This window comes from Ochrobactrum quorumnocens, from assembly GCF_002278035.1.
Lineage (GTDB): Bacteria > Pseudomonadota > Alphaproteobacteria > Rhizobiales > Rhizobiaceae > Brucella > Brucella quorumnocens.
Window position 1 is genome coordinate 1698231 of the sequence record NZ_CP022604.1, and the last position, 18958, is coordinate 1717188.

Below are 18958 nucleotides of genomic sequence, written 5' to 3' on the forward strand. Positions count from 1 at the left end.
GCTTAGCTTCCCAATGCCGCATCGCCCCAATCGGCACGGCGCGCCCAACGGAAAAACTCACCGTCCCGCTTGGTGACAAGACGCTCTTCAGCGCTTCCATCTTCGATGCAAAGTTTCAGTGCCACCTTGCCGCCACCGACACGCGTGGGCGCAATCACCCGCGCTGATGCAGCAAGCGACCGATCACGCGTCGCAGCCAGATAGATGAACTTCTCGTCTTCCCATGGCACTTCAGCATCCTTGGTCAGACGATGAATACGGGAGCGAGCAACCCGGCGCGAAAAATGGCACCAGTCGGGTGCAATCAACGGGCATTCGAGCTGATGCGTGCAAGGTGCCGCAATATATGCACCCTGTTCAATGAGCGCCGCGCGTGCGTCGAGAATGCGCTGCCAGCCTGCAGGAGTTCCCGGCTCTACAATCACGAACAGATGGCGGGCTGAAGCCCATAGCCGTTCGACAAGCGCCTTGCGATCATGAGGTGCCAGCTCGTCAAGAACATAGGCGATCGTCACAAGATCAGCTTGCGGAAAATCAAGCTTTTCCCTGACCAGATCGCCCGCGCGCCATTCCGTTTCAAGACCCACATTTTCCGCAAGCTTGCCGCCCACTGCACGAATCGCAGGGCTTGCTTCGATCATGGTCGCCGATGCGAGATCGGGCCAGCATTCGCGTGCAGCCCAAAGTGCGGTCCCCGGCCCACAGCCTACATCAAGCATAGTCGTCGGCGCAAAGTCTGGGCACACTTCCGCAACGCTTTCAAAACTTGCGCGCACTGCCGCATAGGTCGCAGGCAATCGCGCAGCAAGATAGGCCTTAGCGGCAAGTTCGTCAGAAATATGCAGGCGACCATCGCGTGTTTCCGCGCGATAGCGCCGCGACAAAACCTCAGACGCGCGCTTGAGGTCGGCCAGAGCCACTCCTTCAAGCGTCGTGTCTACAGCCTGACGCAATAGTGATGGCAATTCCATCGCAGATCAGCGCTCCAGAACCTGCTTTACGTCGACCAGATTGGAACGAACGCGCAGGATATAAAAGCCCATCGTGGTCAGATGTGACGGTGTAAACCATGCATCCGGGCTACCGTTTGAAACAATGAACGGCTGCATATCGAGCGCCGAGCGCAACTGCCGTTCCATTTCATCCCATACGCCATCAAGATGCTTTTCAGCCAGGACCCCGCGGAAATCCGAATGGGCAGCGCGCAAGAGGCCGTAATAGGCATAGAGCTGGCCATAAGCGAACCAGAAGCGATCATCGGCGCGCGTATCAAACCAACCAGCATGATAATTCTCTGCACGGTCCTTGAGGATTGCTGAGGTCGAACCCAGATCGCTCGCAATGCGATCGACAAACTGGATCAGATTGTCGGCGCGCGCGTCAAACGTGGCCTGACAGTTTTCAAGACGCGTATTGAACGAACGTAAGTCCTTGATTGCCGAGCGATAATAGCTTGGCGTCGGGGTCTTTGGTCCAAACGGGCTCAGGCCGAAATACCAGGCATCTTCGGCAAACTGCAGATTGCCACGCGCTTTTTGCAGATCTCCGTCGATTTGGGATGTGCCGCGCAAACGGCCAATATTGTCTACCAACTCGATAGCCGTACGGCGTACGGCTGCATTGATGCCGCGCTGGAACGATGCCTTGTTATCGAGAAATGGCGTGCGATCCCAATCGATTCCAAAGAAACCAACCTTGTAGAGCAGCATGGAGGAAATCCACGCGTTCTGGTTCACGTTGAAATCGGTGAGATCAGCTGCGACTTCAGCAATTGCTGAAGGCGAACACTTACGCGCAGTCGATGGAATCTGCGCGGCCTGCATCGGCTGCGACTGTGACTCCGTCGAGGTTTCGGACTGCGTGTTTGTGTCGCCGTTACCAGCGGCAGGTGTCGTATCCGTACCACCAGCGCTATTTTCGGAAGGTGCTGGCGTTGCCGGTTCGGGCGTTGCAGCCAATGGCGCAGGTGTCTTCTGCACTTCCTCGCCGGGTGTCACTGCCGTCTGATAGCTGTACTTGGCTGGATAATCAGGATTGAAGTTGGTCCAGACCTGCGTTTGCCAGATAAAATAGATATAAAGACCGCCCAGTCCAATTACGGCCACGGCGATCGCAACTTTCCACAAATTTCCCAGCTTAAGGAAAAGCCGCCATAAACCGCCGAGCGGTACTGCTATCAAGCGGGCCAACGCCGCGATAAATCGACCAAGGAAGGAGAAAACGCCCCGTACTGCATTCCACACCGTAAAAATTCCTTCCTCTTGCCTGCAATTGCAGGCTATTCGACATTTTAGATTGTCCGGGTCTTATCCGGCAACTGGCCCGAAAAGCCGCTGACCACTGATCAGCATATTTTGATTAGCTTCACACATCTCAAATAGAGTGCGGCAAGCTTTTCGACAACCTTGAACCAGCCTGTCTCTGACTTTATCGCGTGTTTTCAGCGCTCAAGGGTTGAAACAAGATGCCCCTTGCGTAACATGGCGCCACTTCGCACTGCTTCGGCTTACAAAGCCTCATCTGCAGAACCTTTTTGACTGACGGTCCATAAAAAACGAGTACAACACACCCCAAAGTCGCAATCAGAAATATTTTCGCCGCAATGGTACTTGATCGGCGAAATCTTTGGTGTTTGCTAAAAGCCGGAACCGGAAAAACAATCAACCGTCAAAACGGCCCGGTTAATGGAGAGAGAAATGAAGTCCACTTCGACGTCCACCCTCAAGTATGCCTTGAGTACACTAGCCTTAACGACAGCTGTGTTCGCACTGCCGGGCACCAGCTTCGCGGCCGAACCGGCAAGCTGCTCCACCGTTCGCTTTTCCGATGTGGGCTGGACCGACATCACTTCGACCACGGCGGTGGCTACTGAGATTCTCAAAGGTCTCGGCTACAAGACCGACATCAAGGTTCTTTCCGTGCCAGTGACCTATGCGTCGCTCAGCAAGAAAGACATTGATGTGTTTCTCGGCTACTGGAACCCGTCCATGAGCGCCGATCTCAAGCCTTATCTGGATGACAAGACCGTCGAAACACTCCGCACCAATCTGACGGGCGCGAAATACACCCTCGCCGTACCAAAATATGCCTATGACGAAGGGCTCAAGGACTTCAAAGACATCGCCACTTTCAAAGACAAGCTTGGTGGCAAGATTTACGGCATCGAACCAGGCAATGACGGCAATCGTCTGATCCTCGACATGATCAGCAAGGATGCATTCGGCCTGAAGTCATTTGAGCTCGCTGAATCGTCAGAACAGGGCATGCTTGCACAGGTCGGCAAGAGCGTTCGCGGCAAGGACCCGATCGTGTTCCTCGCCTGGGAACCACATCCGATGAACAAGCGCTTTGAAATCGCCTATCTGACCGGTGGCGACGATTTCTTCGGCCCGAACCTTGGCGGCGCCAAAGTCGAAACCAATGTCCGCGCAGGCTATGCGCAGGAATGCCCGAATGTTGGCAAGTTCCTTACCAATCTCGAATTCCAGCTCGAAATGGAAAACGAGATCATGGGTAAGATTCTTGACGACGGCGAAGATCCAGCAAAGGCCGCAAACGCTTGGCTCAAGGCAAATCCTGCTGTTCTCGACAAATGGCTCGACGGTGTGACCACTGCTGATGGCAAGGAAGGCCTGCCGGCAGTGAAGTCGGAACTCGGCCTGTAATCTTCAAAGCCTCGGGCCGCGGATCACCGCGGCCTACTCATTTGTGGGTAAATATCCAGAGCAATTCCAGCAAACGTACGTATCGGTTTTGCATTCGGAAATGCGTAAAACAAACAGAAAAGCACGCAGCAGGAGACATGATCGTTGAACTGGCTGACGGACTATAAGATTCCAGTCGGACCAACCGCAAAGTCGGTGGTCGATTGGCTTACGAACAATATGGGTGGTTTTTTCGATACGCTGGCTGCGATCATGCAGTGGCTCATCGATGGATTGTTGTACTTGTTACAGCTCCCGCATCCCCTCGTCTTGATCGTCATTTTTGCAGTGATCGCCTGGTTTATCCAGCGCCGTATTTCGGTGGTTATCCTGACGATTATTGGCTTTCTGTTCATCATCAATCAGGGTTATTGGGATGGCACCCTCAAAACACTGACGCTGGTTCTGTCGGCCTGCTTTCTCTGTATGGCAATCGGTGTACCGCTCGGCATTGCGGCCGCCCATCGTCCCACCCTTTATGCAATCCTGCGGCCAGTTCTCGATCTGATGCAGACGCTGCCGACCTTTGTGTATCTGATCCCGGCCATCGTTTTCTTTGGCATCGGTATGGTACCCGGCTTGCTGGCCACTGCGATCTTCGTTCTGCCCGCACCCGTACGGCTTACACATCTCGGCATCTCATCGACACCATCCTCGCTGATAGAAGCGGGCGAAGCTTTCGGGGCGTCCCGCACTCAGCTTCTCTGGAAGATCGAACTGCCTTATGCCATGCCGCAAATCCTCGCCGGCCTCACCCAAACCATCATGCTGTCACTGTCCATGGTGGTGATTGCAGCGCTTGTGGGCGCTGATGGGCTTGGTGTGCCTGTGGTTCGCGCGCTCAATTCGGTCAATACCGCGCTGGGCTTTGAATCAGGTTTCGTCATCGTCGTGGTCGCCATCGTGCTCGACCGCATCTTCCGCGCCGGACGCGAAAAGTAGGAGAGCCAATCATGACGATCATCGCCTTGAAAGATGTCAGCATCATTTTCGGCAAGAATGTCGATAACGCGCTTGAACTGGCGGATCGCGGCGCTTCGCGCTCAGAAATTCAGGCAGAAACCGATCTTGTTTTGGGCGTACATGACTGCTCGCTCAATATTCAGGAAGGCGAAATTCTTGTCTTGATGGGCCTTTCGGGCTCGGGAAAATCCACCCTGCTGCGCGCCATCAATCGCCTCAATCCAATTTCACGCGGCAGCGTTCTGGTGCGTGACGGTGAGCGAACGATTGACGTGGGCAAAGCCGATCGCGGCACGATGCGGCACTTACGAACTGAACTCGTCTCGATGGTATTTCAGCAATTCGGTCTGTTGCCTTGGCGCACGGTCGAAGAGAATGTGGCTTTCGGGCTGGAAATCTCCGGCATGCGTAAGGACGAGCGGCTTGCACAGGCACGCAAGCAGCTCGAACTGGTGGGCCTGCAAGATTGGGCCACGCGCAAGGTGAGTGAACTTTCAGGCGGCATGCAGCAGCGTGTTGGCCTCGCCCGGGCCTTTGCGACCGGCGCACCGATCCTGCTTATGGACGAGCCCTTCTCCGCTCTCGATCCGCTCATCCGAACACGTTTGCAGGATGAACTTCTGGCTTTTCAATCACGGCTTAAGAAGACCATTGTCTTCGTCAGCCACGATCTTGATGAAGCCATGAAGATTGGTAATCGCATTGCCATCATGGAAGGCGGACGGATTGTCCAATGCGGCACACCGCAGGAAATCCTGCTACAGCCAGCAGACAAGTATGTCGCCGACTTCGTGGCCCACATGAATCCGCTGGGCGTTTTGCGCGCGGGCGATATCATGACGCCATTTGACCGTAATGCGGCACCTCGTCCGTTTGCGGCAACCACACGACGCGAAACGCTCATCCGCGAGTTGATGGGTGCCGTTGCTGACAGCGGCGGTGATGTGGGCATTGTCGAGAACGGCGCGATCATCGGCAAAATTGCCGCCGACGACATCGTGCGCGCGCTTGCCTGGCACCAACAGCGAGGGCAGCATTAGAGCGCATCCCGAAAAGTGCGAAGCGGTTTTCGGAACACGATGCGCGTAAAAACAAATGGATAGAGCATTTCCAATGACTCAATCAAAACAGGAAATGCTCTAGAGTGCCGTGCACCCTCTTGGGCGCACAAACGTCGCTCTAAAACAATGTCTTCAAACAAAAACGCCGCCCCAAAAGGACGGCGTTTTTCTTATCGAGACAATGGCGTTAAGCCTGAGCCGCCGCGCGTGCTGCAGCACGCGCTTCAACACGAGCACGGATCGCATCAACATCCGCGCGTGGCGTGGCTGCAAAAAGCTTCTTCGTGTAGTCGTGCTGTGGATTGGTAAAGACCTCTTCACGAGGCCCATATTCAACCACTTCACCGAAATACATCACCATCACATCGTCAGCAATGTAGCGCACGACCGAAAGGTCGTGGCTGATGAAGACATAGGTCAGGCCAAACTCTTCCTGCAGATCGGCAAGAATATTGAGCACCTGTGCCTGCACCGACAGATCGAGCGCCGACACTGGCTCATCCAGAATCAGCAGCTTCGGGTTGAGCATTAATGCGCGAGCAATAGCAATACGCTGACGCTGGCCGCCCGAGAACATGTGCGGATAGCGATTGAAATGTTCTTTGCCGAGACCAACCTTCAGCAGCATTTCCATCGCTTTTTCACGACGCTCGGCAGCTGACATCTTGGTGTTGAGCAACAGAGGTTCTGCCAGCACATCGCCGATCTTCTGGCGTGGATTGAGCGAGCCATAAGGGTTCTGGAACACGATCTGCACCTTCTGGCGCATCTCTGCTGTCAGTCCATCACGGGCAATGTTCACATCCTGTCCACCGATCAGCAATTCGCCGGATGTCTGCGGATCAATCATAGTGAGGATACGCGCAAGCGTCGACTTGCCACAACCCGATTCGCCAACGATGGCGAGGGTCTTGCCCTTTTCGACCTTGAAGCTCACACCTTTGACGGCGTGAACAACCTTAGGCTTGCCGAAAAGACCGCCGCCAACATGGTAATCGCGCTTGATATCGCGCGCTTCGAGAACGATCTCGCTCATCACGCTTCTCCTGCGACACTATTTTGAAGAACAAAGTCAGAAACCGTCGGCAGACGGTCGCCGGTCGCATTTTCAGGCAGAGCCGAAAGAAGAGCCCGCGTATAAGGGTGCTTTGGCGCAGTGAACAACGACAATACGTCGGAATCCTCCATCTTGTGCCCCTTATACTGCACGATCACGCGATCCGCCGTTTCAGCAACAACGCCCATATCATGAGTGATCATGATCAGGCCCATGCCGTGTTCGACCTGAAGACGCATCAGCAGATCGAGAATCTGCTTCTGGATAGTCACATCGAGTGCAGTGGTCGGCTCATCGGCAATCAGCAGCTTTGGATTACAGGCAATCGCGATAGCGATCATGACACGCTGGCACTGGCCACCCGACATCTGATGCGGGAAGCTCTTCAGGCGTTCCGCTGCATCGCGAATACCGACCAGTTCAAGCAGCTCGACCGCACGAGCGTGGCTGGCCGCACCGTGAAGCCCCATATGTCGATTGAGAACTTCCTCGAGCTGATAGCCGACCGTAAAACACGGATTGAGGCTGGCAACCGGCTCCTGGAAGATCATCGAAATATCGCGTCCGATGATCTTGCGACGTTCCTTGTCGGACATTGCCAGCAGGTTTTGGCCATCAAATGTCATGCTGTCGGCAGTAACCGTCGCCGTCTTGGGCAACAGGCCCATGACTGCAAGCATACCAACCGACTTGCCGGAACCCGACTCGCCAACGATTGCCAGCACTTCGCCCTTATCGACCGAGATATCGATGCCATCGACCGCCTTGAAAGGACCAGTCGATGTATCGAACGAAACCGTGAGGTTCTTGATATCAAGCAAAGCCATCGATCAGCTCCTCTTCAGTTTCGGATCAAGCGCATCGCGCAGACCATCGCCGATCAGATTGATCGCGAGAACTGTGATCAGGATCGCAAGACCTGGGAAGGTCACAACCCACCATGCGCGCATGATGAATTCGCGGGCTTCTGCAAGCATGGTACCCCATTCCGGTGTTGGTGGCTGCGCACCCATGCCCAGGAAGCCGAGAGCTGCAACGTCAAGAATGGCGTTGGAAAACGACATCGTGGCCTGAACAACCAATGGTGCCAGGCAGTTTGGCAAAATGGTCTTGAACATCAGACGCAGCTTGCTTGCACCTGCGAGCTTGGCTGCCGTCACATATTCGCGTTCCTTTTCAGCCATGACGGCTGCACGGGTCAGACGCGAAAAGTGCGGAAGCAGAACAAGCGTAATCGCAAGAACGGCGTTGATGAGGCCCGGTCCGAGAATGGCGACCAGAACCAGTGCCAGCAATAGCGACGGGAACGCCAGAATCACGTCCATGATACGCATGAAAACCGTGTCCACACCGCCGCCGAAATAGCCGGAGATGAGGCCGATAGTGATGCCAAGACACATCGAAATGATGACAATGACAAAACCCACGAGCAGCGAATACTGAGCGCCATAGATCAGGCGGGATAGCATATCGCGGCCGACAGCATCTGTACCCAGCAGAAACTGAGTGCTTCCACCCTGCTCCCAGAACGGAGGTGCCAGCATGAAATCACGAAACTGCTCCGATGGATTGTGCGGAGCAATAAGAGGCGCCAGAATTGCCACAACGACAAGCGCCATAAATACGAAGAGACCGATGACAGCGCCGCGATTGACGCTGAAATAGAACCAGAAATCTTTCAAAGCACGGATTTTTCCGACTTCGTTCACGGCTTCCGGCTGAATTGCTGAGTGTGTCATTATACCCTCACTTGTGCCGGATACGCGGATTGATCAGACCGTAAAGCAGATCGACGACCAAATTCACGATCATGATAATGAACGCGATGATGAGCAGTCCGCTCTGTACGACCGGATAGTCGCGACGCGAAATGGAATCGAGCATCCATTTGCCAATTCCGGGCCATGAGAAAATGGTTTCCGTCAGGATAGCACCCGCCATCAACACACCCACCTGAAGGCCGATTGTCGTGATGACTGGGATCATCGCATTGCGCAGCGCATGCAGACCAATGACACGGCGAATCGGCAAGCCTTTCGCACGTGCTGTACGGACATAATCTTCACCCAGAACTTCCAGCATCGCCGAACGCGTCTGACGTGCAATCACCGCAAGCGGGATGGTTGCAAGCACGATGGTCGGCAGAATGAGATGCGAGGCAGCAGAGGCGAAAGCGCCTTTTTGCCCCGACAGCAGACTATCGATCAGCATGAAGCCCGTGACTGGCGGGAAGTAATAGAGCAATGAGATGCGGCCTGAAACCGGCGTCCATTGTAGCACACCCGAGAACAGGATGATCAGCAACAAGGCCCACCAGAAAATCGGCATCGAATAGCCAACAAGCGATATGCCCATAAGGCCCTGATCGAACCAGGAGCCACGCTTCACAGCAGCAATGACGCCCGCTGGAATGCCAACGAGAATGGCGACAATGATCGCACAGACAGCAAGCTCAATCGTTGCCGGGAACAGGGCAAAGAATTCCACCAGAACCGGCTTCTTCGTAACCAATGACTGGCCGAAATCGCCGTGCAGAAGGTTCCAGACATAATTGAGATATTGTTCCCACAGCGGACGATCAAATCCGAGCTGGGCCAATAGCTGCGCATGGCGCTCGGGGCTGACGCCGCGTTCACCTGCCATCAATAGCACCGGGTCGCCCGGCAATACGCGGACGAAGGCGAATGCAACGATCGTGATGCCGATAAACGTCGGAACCAGATAGAGGAGTTTGTTTAAAATAAAACGAAACATACAAAAACTCCGACCGGGTGCGGAGAGAACCTCCACACCCGGCCGCTGGTGTTGTCAGATTTTACTCGGAGATATCGACATCTTCGAAGCGATAATCACCAAGCGGGCTCTGCTTGAAGCCCGTGACCTTAGCAGACATCGGCACAAAGACAGTCGAGTGAGCAATGGTGTTCCAAGGAGCCTGTTCCTTGAAGATCACCTGAGCTTCTTCATAAAGCTTGACGCGTTCTTCATGGTTGGTCGAAACCTTTGCCTTCTGGATCAGGTCTTCGAACGGCTGGTAGCACCACTGTGCGCGGTTGTTCGAGCCGAGACCGGCGCAACCGAGCAACGTACCGAGGAAGTTGTCCGGATCGCCATTGTCACCGGTCCAGCCGAGAATGACTGCACCGTCGCGGTCCTTTTCGCCGGACTTCTTGAGGTATTCACCCCATTCCATCGAAACGATTTCCGCGCTGACGCCAACCTTGGCAAAATCCGACTGCATGAGTTCAGCAGTACGACGTGCATTTGGCATGTAAGGACGGCTGACAGGCATAGCCCAAAGCTTCATCTTCAGATCCTTAACGCCAGCGGCTTCAAGAGCCTTCTTGGCAGCTTCTGGATCGTACTTGTCGTCCTCGATCTTGTCGTTGTAGCTCCACATTGTCGGAGGGATTGGGTTCTTAGCAACCTGTCCCTGACCTTGGAACACTGCATCAACGATTGCCTGCTTGTTCACAGCCTGGTTGAGGGCCTTGCGCACTTCCGGCTTGTCGTATGGCGGAACGAGCGTGTTGTAAGCGAAGTAAGCGATGTTCAGACCAGCCTGTTCATCAACTTTGAGATTCTTGTCGGCCTGAAGGTCCTTAATGTCTGCTGGAGCAGGATAGGACATCAGGTGGCATTCGCCAGCCTTAAGCTTCTGCGCGCGGACTGCAGGATCGGTGGTGATAGCGAAAACCAGACCGTCGATCTTCGGCTTGTCGCCCCAATAGTCCTGATTAGCCTTGAAGCGAACGACAGCGTCCTTCTGGTAAGCCACAAACTGGAAAGGACCAGTACCAACTGGAACCTGATTGAGATCGCTTTTCTTGCCGTCAGCAGCGAGCTTGTCAGTATATTCCTTCGAGATGATCGAAGCGAAAGGCATCGAGATGTTGGCGAGGAACGCAGCTTCCGAACGGTTCAGAATGAACTTGACGGTATTGTCGTCAACCTTCTGAATTTCCTTGATCAGCGAACCCATTTCCATCGAATCGAAATATTCGTAGGAAATGCCAGCCGTATATTCGTGCCAAGGGTTTTCCTTGTTGCCCATACGGTCGAAGGAAAGGATCACGTCGTCAGCGTTGAAATCACGGGTTGGCGTGAAATAATCGCTCGAATGGAACTTAACGCCCTTACGCAGGTGGAAGGTGTATTCCTTGCCGTCTTCCGAAACTTCCCAGCTTTCTGCAAGCCCCGGTACAACTTCGGTCGTGCCGTTCTTGAATTCTGCAAGGCGGTTATAGACCGGATGCGCGGACGCATCGAACGTGTCACCACCGGTGTAAGCTGCTGGATCGAAACCCTCAGGAGATGCTGGCGAGCAATATACAAAGGTCTTTGCCGATGCCGCGCCGCTCATCAGAGCGACAACTGCCGTTGCCGCCAGAAGTGTTTTATAGAATTTCATTTAGTGCCCGCCTCCACGGAAATAATATTGCGCGCACCCTAAGCGCGCAACCTGGCCTTATCGAAACGCTTGCCTTGTCACATTGCAAGCGCAATTTTTAGAATCCCGTCATATTCTCAACCGATTTTGCCCCAAATTATTAGATTTCTATTCCACGATAGTGCTAGGTTTTAGAAAATTGCGCTAACTGCCGTCGAATTATAATAATCTTCGCGCTTAAAATATATACAAAACCGTCTCATTAGATGCCTCGCAGCGGATTAAGCTCAGCCAGATTCCAAGCTACTCCCATTCAAGCCCTATGAAAAAATGATAGCTGTTACTAAAGCCGATCGCCCCTCTACAAACAAAGATCGATCGGGCTCTGTACTCCTGCATCCTCACCAGCTATTAACTGGTGAATTATTCTCATGTTTGAGCCTGCTTTTATGTCCGAAGACCAAAGCCCTATTCGCCCCACGACTCCGCAAGCCATTCAGTTAGCTAAAACGCTGATGCGAACCTCCCGCTATGGTGCACTGGCCGTGCTTGACTCGGTAACAGGCAGACCACTGGCTAGCCGTGTAGCGGTCGCCACGGACGTTGATGGGACGCCTGTCATTCTTGTTTCCGGACTGGCAGCACATACGCCCGGGCTGATCGCTAATCCGGCCTGCTCATTGCTATTGGGAGAAGCCGGCAAGGGAGATCCACTCGCTCACCCTCGTATCACGCTCCATTGCACGGCATTCAAGATTGAACGAGATTCAGCAGACTATACACGTACAAGGCGGCGCTATCTAAACCATAACCCCAAGGGCTCGCTGTATGTCGACTTGGGTGATTTCGTCTTCTTCAGGCTAGTTGTAGAATCTGCCAGTCTCAACGGTGGTTTCGGCAAAGCATTCAATCTTAGCCGTACCGACCTTATAAATCCGTCCGAAATAGCCGATGCCATTGCCTCATCGGAGCAGAGCGGCATTGATGACGCCAATAGCAAGTACGAAAAAGAAATCGATTTGCTTGCAAAACGTCACAATCATGCGGCGGGTCGCTGGAAAATAATGAGCCTTGACCCCGATGGCTTCAATCTCTCAAGTGGCGATCATGTCATTCGATCACATTTTCCAGTACAGGCCGATTCTAACGGCGTGGCACTGGAAATGTTGACAGGTGTGCTGAAAACCCGCCGCTGAAACAAAACCTCGACAGTTTTGGGACAAATTTATAGTTTTTTTAGGCGGTAAATATAAGCAAGCCCTTTTCAATTTCTCCGTATAGTATTAATTTTAAGGTGCCTTCGACAAATGTTGCGCGGGCATTTTTTTAACCTAATGCTGTCTTACGGGGGTATGACTGCAAATGACCAATGAACATAATTTTTTTGATTTAATAGAAAATGTAGATGAAGCGGCTGATTTTCTTTCAGCTCTTGCTAACAACAAAAGACTACTCATTCTGTGCAAGTTACTTCACAATGAAATGTCTGTTGGTGCTTTGGCAAAAGCAATCGACCTTAGCCAATCGGCGTTATCTCAACACCTCGCAAAACTACGGGCACTTGACCTCGTATCGACGCGACGTGATGCGCAGACAATTTATTATATGGTATCTTCACCCCACATTGAGTTGATGTTGTCTACGCTTTCAAGTCTCTATATGAGTCCTGTTCCGCGTCGACGTGAATTGGCGGCGGTCATACATCAATAACGCACATCCATGAGGCATACGTCGTGCGATGAAGGAAGAAGAAACCGGATCGCGCGGCGTTGTCGTAAGAATTTCCGATTCTGGCGATGGTCGTTTATCCCCCTATACGAATATTCGTGAAAAAGACCTGGTTGGTCGCCAACAGCGGTTTATTGCTGAAGGCAAAGTCGTCCTGAATGTCCTATTTTCTGCCCATGCGCGTTTCGAAACAGAGTCTCTGCTCGTTCTCGACAATCGTCTAAATGGGCTACAAGAGCAATTCAGGCATTTGCCAGCAGGTGTAACAGTTTATTCTGTGCCTCAATCCGTCATGGATGAGGTCGCAGGGTTCCACGTCCATCGCGGAATTCTTGCCGTTGGACGACGTAAAGCCCAACCCACGCTTTCCGAAATGATTGACCGCCTACCAGAAACGGCGCTCGTGGTGCTTTTGTGCGGCATTTCCAACCATGACAATATCGGCTCTATCTTTCGTAATGCAGCCGCTTTCGAAGCTGATTGCGTCCTCCTTGACGAAACCTGCTGCGACCCACTTTATCGAAAAGCAATCCGCGTTTCTGTGGGTGCCACGCTGAAGATGCCCTATTTTCATGGATCATCCATTGAAGAAATTATCAGCGCTCTACAGTCAGCCAATTTTGATATATTGGCGTTGAGCCCTTCGTCTGAGATGAACATTTATCAGGCACCACACCATAAGCGCCAAGCCCTGCTTCTGGGCACTGAAGGAGATGGTCTACCTGACCATTTGTTGACACGACTGACTGGCGCGCGAATTCCTATGTCCAAAGAGTTCGACAGCCTGAATGTAGCAACGGCATCCGGTATCGCCCTCTCCCGTTTCAGCCGTTTTAGTTGAACCTCCGAGAGCAGTGCGCCCTAAAGCATGTCTCCCAAAATGGGACCCGGTTTTGGGATAAAGACATGCGTAAAAACAAATAGTTACTGCGGTTCCAACGATTCAGTCTTAATTGGAACCGCTATAAGGCATATCGGATCGATATGACTAACCGCGATCTCAATTAGTTTAAATTGTGTTATGGTAGATGCTGAATAAACGGATCAGCCAATAAAAAAACCTCCGACGATGTCGGAGGCTTTGATATTCATATTCGTAATATTTTACTCTCAGGCAGCGGATACATTCGCCGCATTGGCAACCAGACGACGAAGCATTTCTTCAGCCTGCGGTTCGCGCTCTGAGCGTCCGATAAACCCACCGCCAAACACGCGCGCCGTATTGCTGTCATCAGAATAGAGAACGCATGCCTGTCCGGGTGCAATGCCGCTTTCGCCGTCAACGAGCTCTACCCATGTCTTTCCATCAGCATGATGGAGCACAGCAGGCCGTGGCGGGCGTGTCGAACGAACCTTGGCGAAGACCTCCACACCACCTTCTGGCAGCGCATCAAGGGAACCATCCCCTAGCCAGTTCACGTCGCGCAGGAACACCTTGTGTGTTTCCAGTGCCTCACGTGGGCCAACGATAACGCGCGTATTGGCGGCATCCAGATGCACTACATAAAGTGGCTCACCCGTTGCAACACCGATACCGCGGCGCTGACCAACGGTATAATGCACGATGCCTTCATGACGCCCCAGAACACGGCCATCGATATGTACGATATCGCCAGGGGTCGCTGCTTCAGGCTTCAGCTTGGAAATAATGTCAGAATATTTGCCCTGCGGCACGAAACAAATGTCCTGGCTATCCTGCTTCTTCGCAACCGTCAGCCCCATCTCTTCTGCAATTTCGCGGACCTGCGCCTTCGGCAGATGTCCAAGCGGGAAGCGCAGATAATCAACCTGGTCCTGCGTGGTGGCAAAGAGGAAATAGCTCTGATCGCGATCAGAATCGACCGGACGGAACATCGCGCGATGGTCGCCATTCTGGCTGCTGCGGATATAATGGCCGGTTGCCAAAGCGTCCGCACCCAATTCGCGCGCAGTCTGCAAAAGATCAGCAAACTTGACGGTCTGATTGCACGAAACACACGGAATCGGCGTTTCACCACTCACATAGGAATTTGCAAATGGATCGATAACCGCTTCACGGAAGCGCGCTTCATAATCCAGTACATAATGCGGAATGCCGAGGCTTTCAGAAACGCGACGCGCATCTTCGATGTCCTGGCCCGCGCAACATGAACCCGCGCGATGCACCGCCGCACCGTGATCGTAAAGCTGCAGCGTCACGCCAACGACATCATAGCCCTCACGTTTGAGTATCCCCGCCACAACGGATGAATCGACGCCGCCCGACATGGCGACGACAACGCGCGTGTCTTCCGGCTTTCCCGGCAGATCGAGGCTGTTCAGGCTCATGATTGATTCCAGCTTCCGGGCAAATGCCCTGCTTCTCAAAGTTTAGGTTTGCGCCCTATATAGGTCACACAAAGGGTGCTTGCCAAGATGTCGCAGCAAAAACAACGCGCATTTTGCAGCGTTGCAGTCACAATTTCGCGTGAGACATAAAATAAAATACCGGCATAAGCGGGTTTTTTTATGACTTTCTCTCTAAATAAGGCATTTTTTTGCAAGTGTTACCAGAGAGTTACCGGCTGTTTAGGTAATTCTTAAAGCTGTGGCGCTAGTCTCGGTCTCGATTAGGTCCTTGAGTGTTGTGTAGAGAGTACAATGACCGATCTGACAAGACCGCGTATAAAATATGTTATTGGTCCAGATGGCAGTCCGCTGACCATCGCAGACCTCCCCCCCGCCACTACGAGGCGCTGGGTCATTCGCCGAAAGGCAGAAGTTGTCGCCGCTGTACGCGGTGGCCTTCTCAGCCTTGAGGAGGCATGCCAGCGTTATACGTTGACGGTGGAGGAATTTCTGGGCTGGCAGTCCTCGATCGATGAGCATGGTCTCGCCGGTCTAAGGACCACACGTATCCAGCAGTATAGACACTAAGATTCTGCCGGTTTCTTCGGAAACAGCAGATACGCAAATTAAGCCCCGGCCGGGTCAATCGGCCGGGGTTTTTCTTTGGCCAATACTGCCTATATGAAGAGAGGAGCCAAGTCTTGTGAAGGAGTTCGCCGATGAGCGAAAACATCCAGATAAAGAAAAATGATGATGCTGATAGCGGACGTTACTTTGTCGTCATTGATGGTGATGAAGCAGAGATGACCTACACAAAGCTGGGTCCCGCTCTGATTTCCATTGATCACACCTTCGTACCCGATTCGATGCGCGGTAAAGGTGTGGCACAGGCATTGGCATTGAACGCCGTCGAAGATGCTCGCAAAACCGGCTGGAAGATCATTCCACGCTGCAGCTTCATGCAGGCACAGGTAAAACGGCATGCCGATTGGGCCGATGTTATCAAAGCAGAATAGGGAGCGAGCAGTTTTAACTCGCAGCTCCCGTTTTCAAGCTTTAGCGTAAATCGCGAATGCGGCTGGCAAGACTTTTAGGGCGAGTCGTGTTGCCCTCATTTCCACCTTCTGATCCGCTTGCATTCACGAGAGCGTCGATGGGCGAATCTTCGCCTTCTTTTTCCGCAGTTGCTGCAACCATCCGGGCCGCTAGAGCCGCCATCTCCTCGCGGAGTGCGGCATTTTCCTTTGAAATCTCCGCGGACTGCTCACCCCCCACAATAGAGCTGGAGCCATTACGCGTATAACGCTCCAGTTTCTCCTGCGCATCGGAAAAATCAGAAATCAGCTTATCCAATCTTTGCTGCAGCTCGGTGTTCCGGCGCCGTTCGCTCTTCAGTTCAGTTTGTGCTGCGGTCAATTGCGTCGAAACCTCGTTATAGCGCGCAGATGCATCTTTACGTTCCCGACGCATCTCGCTCATCTCATTTGCCAGACGACCGTGTTCGGCCTCCTTGGCACTTATTTCAATACGAAGCGTATCGGCCAGATCTTGCAGAGATGAAAGGTGTTTCTGAAGGCGCTCCACTTCGGCTTCGACAATTTCTGCCTTTTCCGATGCATTATCACGTTCGATAATCGTCTCCTCGACGACCCTTTCGCGCTCAGACAAAGTCTGTCTGAGCTGGGAAATGTCACTCTCAAGTGACGCGAAGCGTTTGAGTTCGTCATGCTGCTTGCCAAGTTTGATCAGCTGCTCGGACGATTGTCCACGTTCCTGCTTGAGTTTCTGTTCAAGTTTGCTGAAAGCCACCGCATGTTCGGCACGTAATCCATCGCGATCCGCTCGGATTTCCGCAAGCGTTACCGGAAGTTCGGCGTGCACCTGCCGCCGCGCCAGAAAAAACGCACGTCGCCAAACCGAGGGGCCAAGCAGAACCACGACGAAAACCGCCACGAGAACGCCGAGAATGAAAATGAGCGCAGACTGGATCACGGCTTTGTCACAAAGAGAAAAAAGGACCAGCCAAAGGACAATGGCTGGCTATTATTCGTAGATCGGCACTTCCGATGCTAGCTGCGCGACTTACGCCACGCAATATGTATCAGAATGGGTTCCAGGTCGGTGCAGCTGAAAGCTTGAGATAGCCGATATTGACACCCAATCTTGCGCCAACGCCCGTGCGGATGGGCACCAGCATAATATTCTGACGCTTAAGCACGTTAAAACCAGCACCCGCGATCACATAAGCTGAGCCTGCAACGCCGGCATAACGACCGTAGAGGCTCTGGACGTCGTCAAGGTTATAGACGAGCATCATCACGCGTGAGCCTTGGCCACCAAAATCCCAACCCAGCGAAGGGCCCTGCCAGAATGTGCGATGGTCGCCAGCATTCTTTGTATAGAGCGTGCCTTCACCATATGTGAGACCGCCTATGAAGGCGCCAGAACCTTCTTCACCCAGAATATATCCATTCGGAAGGCCAAAGCTCTGAAAAGCTTTTTCGACGGCACTGGCGATTCCGCCGGACGTAGATCCAAAGAACCGGTGTCCGGATTCAACAACTTCCTCGGCCGTGTATGTGTTGCTGCTCTGTGCCTGCGCTTTGTGCGGCACGACGATAATGGAGATCAGAAACGCCGCAAAAAACGCTACAAAATACGCCGCGTTGCGGAACCTGATCTGCGACAGGGACGGTATGGCCATTTATAATTCCTTTTGCCTACCAGCTTCTCTGCCTGACGGCCCTGTTAAAAGCCTGGCTACTACGTCTCTTGCGAACGCTTTGCCGAATCGCGCTTATTCTAACCGCGAATATATTGTCTAAATCTTTATGCTCTGAAATTGGCTTTAGAATGGCGGCAAAAAACAGCTTTGTTGCGGCAACCCAATGTCGCGTGTATCCAGATTCCCAAGGTTCCTGATGATGATTCGTCAGGATTTACGCTCACCAACTGATAGCGGCCCGTCATTCGGCTTGAATGTCGATTTTCAGGGTCGGTTCGTGCCTGGAGAAATCACCATGCCATTGCCCGTTACCCTTTCCGCACTCGATCTCGGTGCGCTTCTGTGCAGCAGGATCTGTCATGACATCATCTCGCCGGTTGGCGCGATCAATAATGGTCTCGAACTGCTTGAAGAAGGTGGTGCGGACGAAGACGCAATGGCGCTTATCAAATCGAGCGCGCGCAATGCCTCTGCCCGCCTTCAGTTTGCTCGCATCGCTTTTGGTGCAGCTGGTTCTGCAGGCGTGCAAATTGATACCGGCGATGCACAGCATGTTGCCACACAATATTTTGCCAATGAAAAGCCGGAACTGACCTGGGAAGGTACACGCGTTCTGCTGCCCAAGAACAAAGTCAAGTTGCTGCTCAACCTGCTGCTTATCAGCAATGCAGCCATTCCGCGTGGCGGCTCGCTAGCTGTACGTCTGGAAAATGGCGACGCCGATCCACGCTTTGTCATTACCGCGAAGGGTCGTATGCTGCGGGTACCACCAAAATTTCTGGAACTGCATTCAGGCGCTGAACCAGAAGAGCCGATCGATGCACATTCCGTGCAGCCCTATTATACGCTGCTGCTCGCTGAAGAAGCTGGCATGAAGATTTCTATTCACGCGACTGCAGAAGACATCGTTTTCGCCGCTGAATAATTCCATTCTGATCGAACACAAAAGGCGCAGGATAAAACCTGCGCTTTTTATTTTCCCAATATTCAAAAGAAAAAGCTCCGCCGAAGCGGAGCTTTTTG

At 53.0% G+C, this 18958-nt stretch carries 19 protein-coding genes; 9 read left to right on the forward strand and 10 right to left on the reverse strand.

What is annotated here, in order from left to right:
• Nucleotides 1-2: 2 nt before the first annotated feature.
• Together CES85_RS17790 and CES85_RS17795 are read right to left on the reverse strand one after the other, a co-directional pair.
• Nucleotides 3-971, reverse strand: coding sequence for a small ribosomal subunit Rsm22 family protein (locus tag CES85_RS17790; RefSeq protein WP_095447132.1), 969 nt, complete (start codon nt 969-971; stop codon nt 3-5).
• Nucleotides 972-977: 6 nt separating this feature from the next.
• Nucleotides 978-2243: a DUF2333 family protein gene (locus CES85_RS17795; RefSeq protein WP_095447133.1), complete on the reverse strand. Its 1266-nt coding sequence runs from the start codon at nt 2241-2243 to the stop codon at nt 978-980.
• A gap of 453 nt (nt 2244-2696) precedes the next feature.
• Here CES85_RS17795 and CES85_RS17800 point away from each other — a divergent pair, with 453 nt between their 5' ends.
• The 3 genes from CES85_RS17800 (at nt 2697) to choV (ending at nt 5707) form a co-directional block, all read left to right on the forward strand.
• Nucleotides 2697-3665 carry a choline ABC transporter substrate-binding protein gene (locus CES85_RS17800; protein ID WP_095447134.1) on the forward strand — a complete coding sequence of 323 codons (969 nt, stop codon included), beginning with the start codon at nt 2697-2699 and terminating at the stop codon, nt 3663-3665.
• Nucleotides 3666-3809: 144 nt separating this feature from the next.
• On the forward strand, nt 3810-4646 hold the full coding sequence (gene choW / locus CES85_RS17805; RefSeq protein ID WP_095447135.1) for a choline ABC transporter permease subunit: 837 nt from the start codon (nt 3810-3812) through the stop codon (nt 4644-4646).
• Nucleotides 4647-4657: 11 nt separating this feature from the next.
• Entirely contained in the window at nt 4658-5707 is a 1050-nt protein-coding gene (choV, locus tag CES85_RS17810; protein WP_095447136.1) for a choline ABC transporter ATP-binding protein, read from the forward strand.
• 208 nt (nt 5708-5915) lie between these two features.
• On the opposite strand, the gene CES85_RS17815 is transcribed toward choV, so the two are convergent.
• The 5 genes from CES85_RS17815 to CES85_RS17835 all read right to left on the reverse strand — a co-directional run bounded on the left by CES85_RS17815 (nt 5916) and on the right by CES85_RS17835 (nt 11196).
• Nucleotides 5916-6764, reverse strand: a complete 849-nt coding sequence (locus CES85_RS17815; RefSeq protein ID WP_095447137.1) for a dipeptide ABC transporter ATP-binding protein — start codon at nt 6762-6764, stop codon at nt 5916-5918.
• Nucleotides 6764-7612: an ABC transporter ATP-binding protein gene (locus CES85_RS17820; RefSeq protein WP_095447138.1), complete on the reverse strand. Its 849-nt coding sequence runs from the start codon at nt 7610-7612 to the stop codon at nt 6764-6766. The genes CES85_RS17815 and CES85_RS17820 overlap by 1 nt, the downstream gene beginning before the upstream one ends.
• Before the next feature lie 3 nt (nt 7613-7615).
• Nucleotides 7616-8524 carry an ABC transporter permease subunit gene (locus tag CES85_RS17825; RefSeq protein WP_095447139.1) on the reverse strand — a complete coding sequence of 303 codons (909 nt, stop codon included), beginning with the start codon at nt 8522-8524 and terminating at the stop codon, nt 7616-7618.
• Between the two features lie 7 nt (nt 8525-8531).
• A complete protein-coding gene (locus tag CES85_RS17830; protein WP_095447140.1) occupies nt 8532-9539 on the reverse strand; it encodes an ABC transporter permease subunit in 1008 nt (335 codons plus the stop codon).
• A gap of 61 nt (nt 9540-9600) precedes the next feature.
• A complete protein-coding gene (locus CES85_RS17835) occupies nt 9601-11196 on the reverse strand; it encodes an ABC transporter substrate-binding protein (protein WP_095447141.1) in 1596 nt (531 codons plus the stop codon).
• Between the two features lie 410 nt (nt 11197-11606).
• On the opposite strand from CES85_RS17835, the gene CES85_RS17840 reads away from it, so the two are divergent.
• The 3 genes from CES85_RS17840 to CES85_RS17850 all read left to right on the forward strand — a co-directional run bounded on the left by CES85_RS17840 (nt 11607) and on the right by CES85_RS17850 (nt 13744).
• Complete coding sequence (locus CES85_RS17840) at nt 11607-12371, forward strand: HugZ family pyridoxamine 5'-phosphate oxidase (RefSeq protein ID WP_235902048.1); 765 nt, start codon at nt 11607-11609, stop codon at nt 12369-12371.
• 166 nt (nt 12372-12537) lie between these two features.
• The gene (locus tag CES85_RS17845) at nt 12538-12885 is read left to right on the forward strand and encodes an ArsR/SmtB family transcription factor (RefSeq protein ID WP_095447142.1); all 348 of its coding nucleotides are present in this window, start codon (nt 12538-12540) and stop codon (nt 12883-12885) included.
• A gap of 28 nt (nt 12886-12913) precedes the next feature.
• Nucleotides 12914-13744 carry a TrmH family RNA methyltransferase gene (locus CES85_RS17850; RefSeq protein WP_095447143.1) on the forward strand — a complete coding sequence of 277 codons (831 nt, stop codon included), beginning with the start codon at nt 12914-12916 and terminating at the stop codon, nt 13742-13744.
• A gap of 269 nt (nt 13745-14013) precedes the next feature.
• On the opposite strand, the gene mnmA is transcribed toward CES85_RS17850, so the two are convergent.
• The gene (mnmA, locus tag CES85_RS17855) at nt 14014-15210 is read right to left on the reverse strand and encodes a tRNA 2-thiouridine(34) synthase MnmA (RefSeq protein WP_191794042.1); all 1197 of its coding nucleotides are present in this window, start codon (nt 15208-15210) and stop codon (nt 14014-14016) included.
• Between the two features lie 312 nt (nt 15211-15522).
• Here mnmA and sciP point away from each other — a divergent pair, with 312 nt between their 5' ends.
• A complete protein-coding gene (gene sciP / locus CES85_RS17860; RefSeq protein WP_007876112.1) occupies nt 15523-15798 on the forward strand; it encodes a CtrA inhibitor SciP in 276 nt (91 codons plus the stop codon).
• 131 nt (nt 15799-15929) lie between these two features.
• Nucleotides 15930-16226 (forward strand): GNAT family N-acetyltransferase, encoded by a 297-nt coding sequence (locus tag CES85_RS17865; protein WP_095447144.1) that lies wholly within the window; start codon nt 15930-15932, stop codon nt 16224-16226.
• A gap of 40 nt (nt 16227-16266) precedes the next feature.
• On the opposite strand, the gene CES85_RS17870 is transcribed toward CES85_RS17865, so the two are convergent.
• Both CES85_RS17870 and CES85_RS17875 read right to left on the reverse strand, forming a co-directional pair.
• Nucleotides 16267-17178, reverse strand: a complete 912-nt coding sequence (locus tag CES85_RS17870; protein WP_191794043.1) for a hypothetical protein — start codon at nt 17176-17178, stop codon at nt 16267-16269.
• A gap of 133 nt (nt 17179-17311) precedes the next feature.
• Nucleotides 17312-17914, reverse strand: coding sequence for a DUF1134 domain-containing protein (locus CES85_RS17875; protein WP_095447146.1), 603 nt, complete (start codon nt 17912-17914; stop codon nt 17312-17314).
• Nucleotides 17915-18230: 316 nt separating this feature from the next.
• Here CES85_RS17875 and chpT point away from each other — a divergent pair, with 316 nt between their 5' ends.
• Nucleotides 18231-18860, forward strand: a complete 630-nt coding sequence (chpT, locus tag CES85_RS17880) for a histidine phosphotransferase ChpT (RefSeq protein WP_095447952.1) — start codon at nt 18231-18233, stop codon at nt 18858-18860.
• The last annotated feature ends 98 nt before the right edge of the window (nt 18861-18958 follow it).

Coding starts and splice junctions, on each gene's coding strand:
- CES85_RS17790 (WP_095447132.1), bottom strand. CDS start 971: ATGGAATTGCCATCACTATTGCGTCAGGCTGTAGACACGACGCTTGAA.
- CES85_RS17800 (WP_095447134.1), top strand. CDS start 2,697: ATGAAGTCCACTTCGACGTCCACCCTCAAGTATGCCTTGAGTACACTA.
- choV (WP_095447136.1), top strand. CDS start 4,658: ATGACGATCATCGCCTTGAAAGATGTCAGCATCATTTTCGGCAAGAAT.
- CES85_RS17815 (WP_095447137.1), bottom strand. CDS start 6,764: ATGAGCGAGATCGTTCTCGAAGCGCGCGATATCAAGCGCGATTACCAT.
- CES85_RS17820 (WP_095447138.1), bottom strand. CDS start 7,612: ATGGCTTTGCTTGATATCAAGAACCTCACGGTTTCGTTCGATACATCG.
- CES85_RS17825 (WP_095447139.1), bottom strand. CDS start 8,524: ATGACACACTCAGCAATTCAGCCGGAAGCCGTGAACGAAGTCGGAAAA.
- CES85_RS17830 (WP_095447140.1), bottom strand. CDS start 9,539: ATGTTTCGTTTTATTTTAAACAAACTCCTCTATCTGGTTCCGACGTTT.
- CES85_RS17835 (WP_095447141.1), bottom strand. CDS start 11,196: ATGAAATTCTATAAAACACTTCTGGCGGCAACGGCAGTTGTCGCTCTG.
- CES85_RS17840 (WP_235902048.1), top strand. CDS start 11,607: ATGTTTGAGCCTGCTTTTATGTCCGAAGACCAAAGCCCTATTCGCCCC.
- CES85_RS17845 (WP_095447142.1), top strand. CDS start 12,538: ATGACCAATGAACATAATTTTTTTGATTTAATAGAAAATGTAGATGAA.
- CES85_RS17850 (WP_095447143.1), top strand. CDS start 12,914: ATGAAGGAAGAAGAAACCGGATCGCGCGGCGTTGTCGTAAGAATTTCC.
- mnmA (WP_191794042.1), bottom strand. CDS start 15,210: ATGAGCCTGAACAGCCTCGATCTGCCGGGAAAGCCGGAAGACACGCGC.
- sciP (WP_007876112.1), top strand. CDS start 15,523: ATGACCGATCTGACAAGACCGCGTATAAAATATGTTATTGGTCCAGAT.
- CES85_RS17865 (WP_095447144.1), top strand. CDS start 15,930: ATGAGCGAAAACATCCAGATAAAGAAAAATGATGATGCTGATAGCGGA.
- CES85_RS17875 (WP_095447146.1), bottom strand. CDS start 17,914: ATGGCCATACCGTCCCTGTCGCAGATCAGGTTCCGCAACGCGGCGTAT.
- chpT (WP_095447952.1), top strand. CDS start 18,231: ATGCCATTGCCCGTTACCCTTTCCGCACTCGATCTCGGTGCGCTTCTG.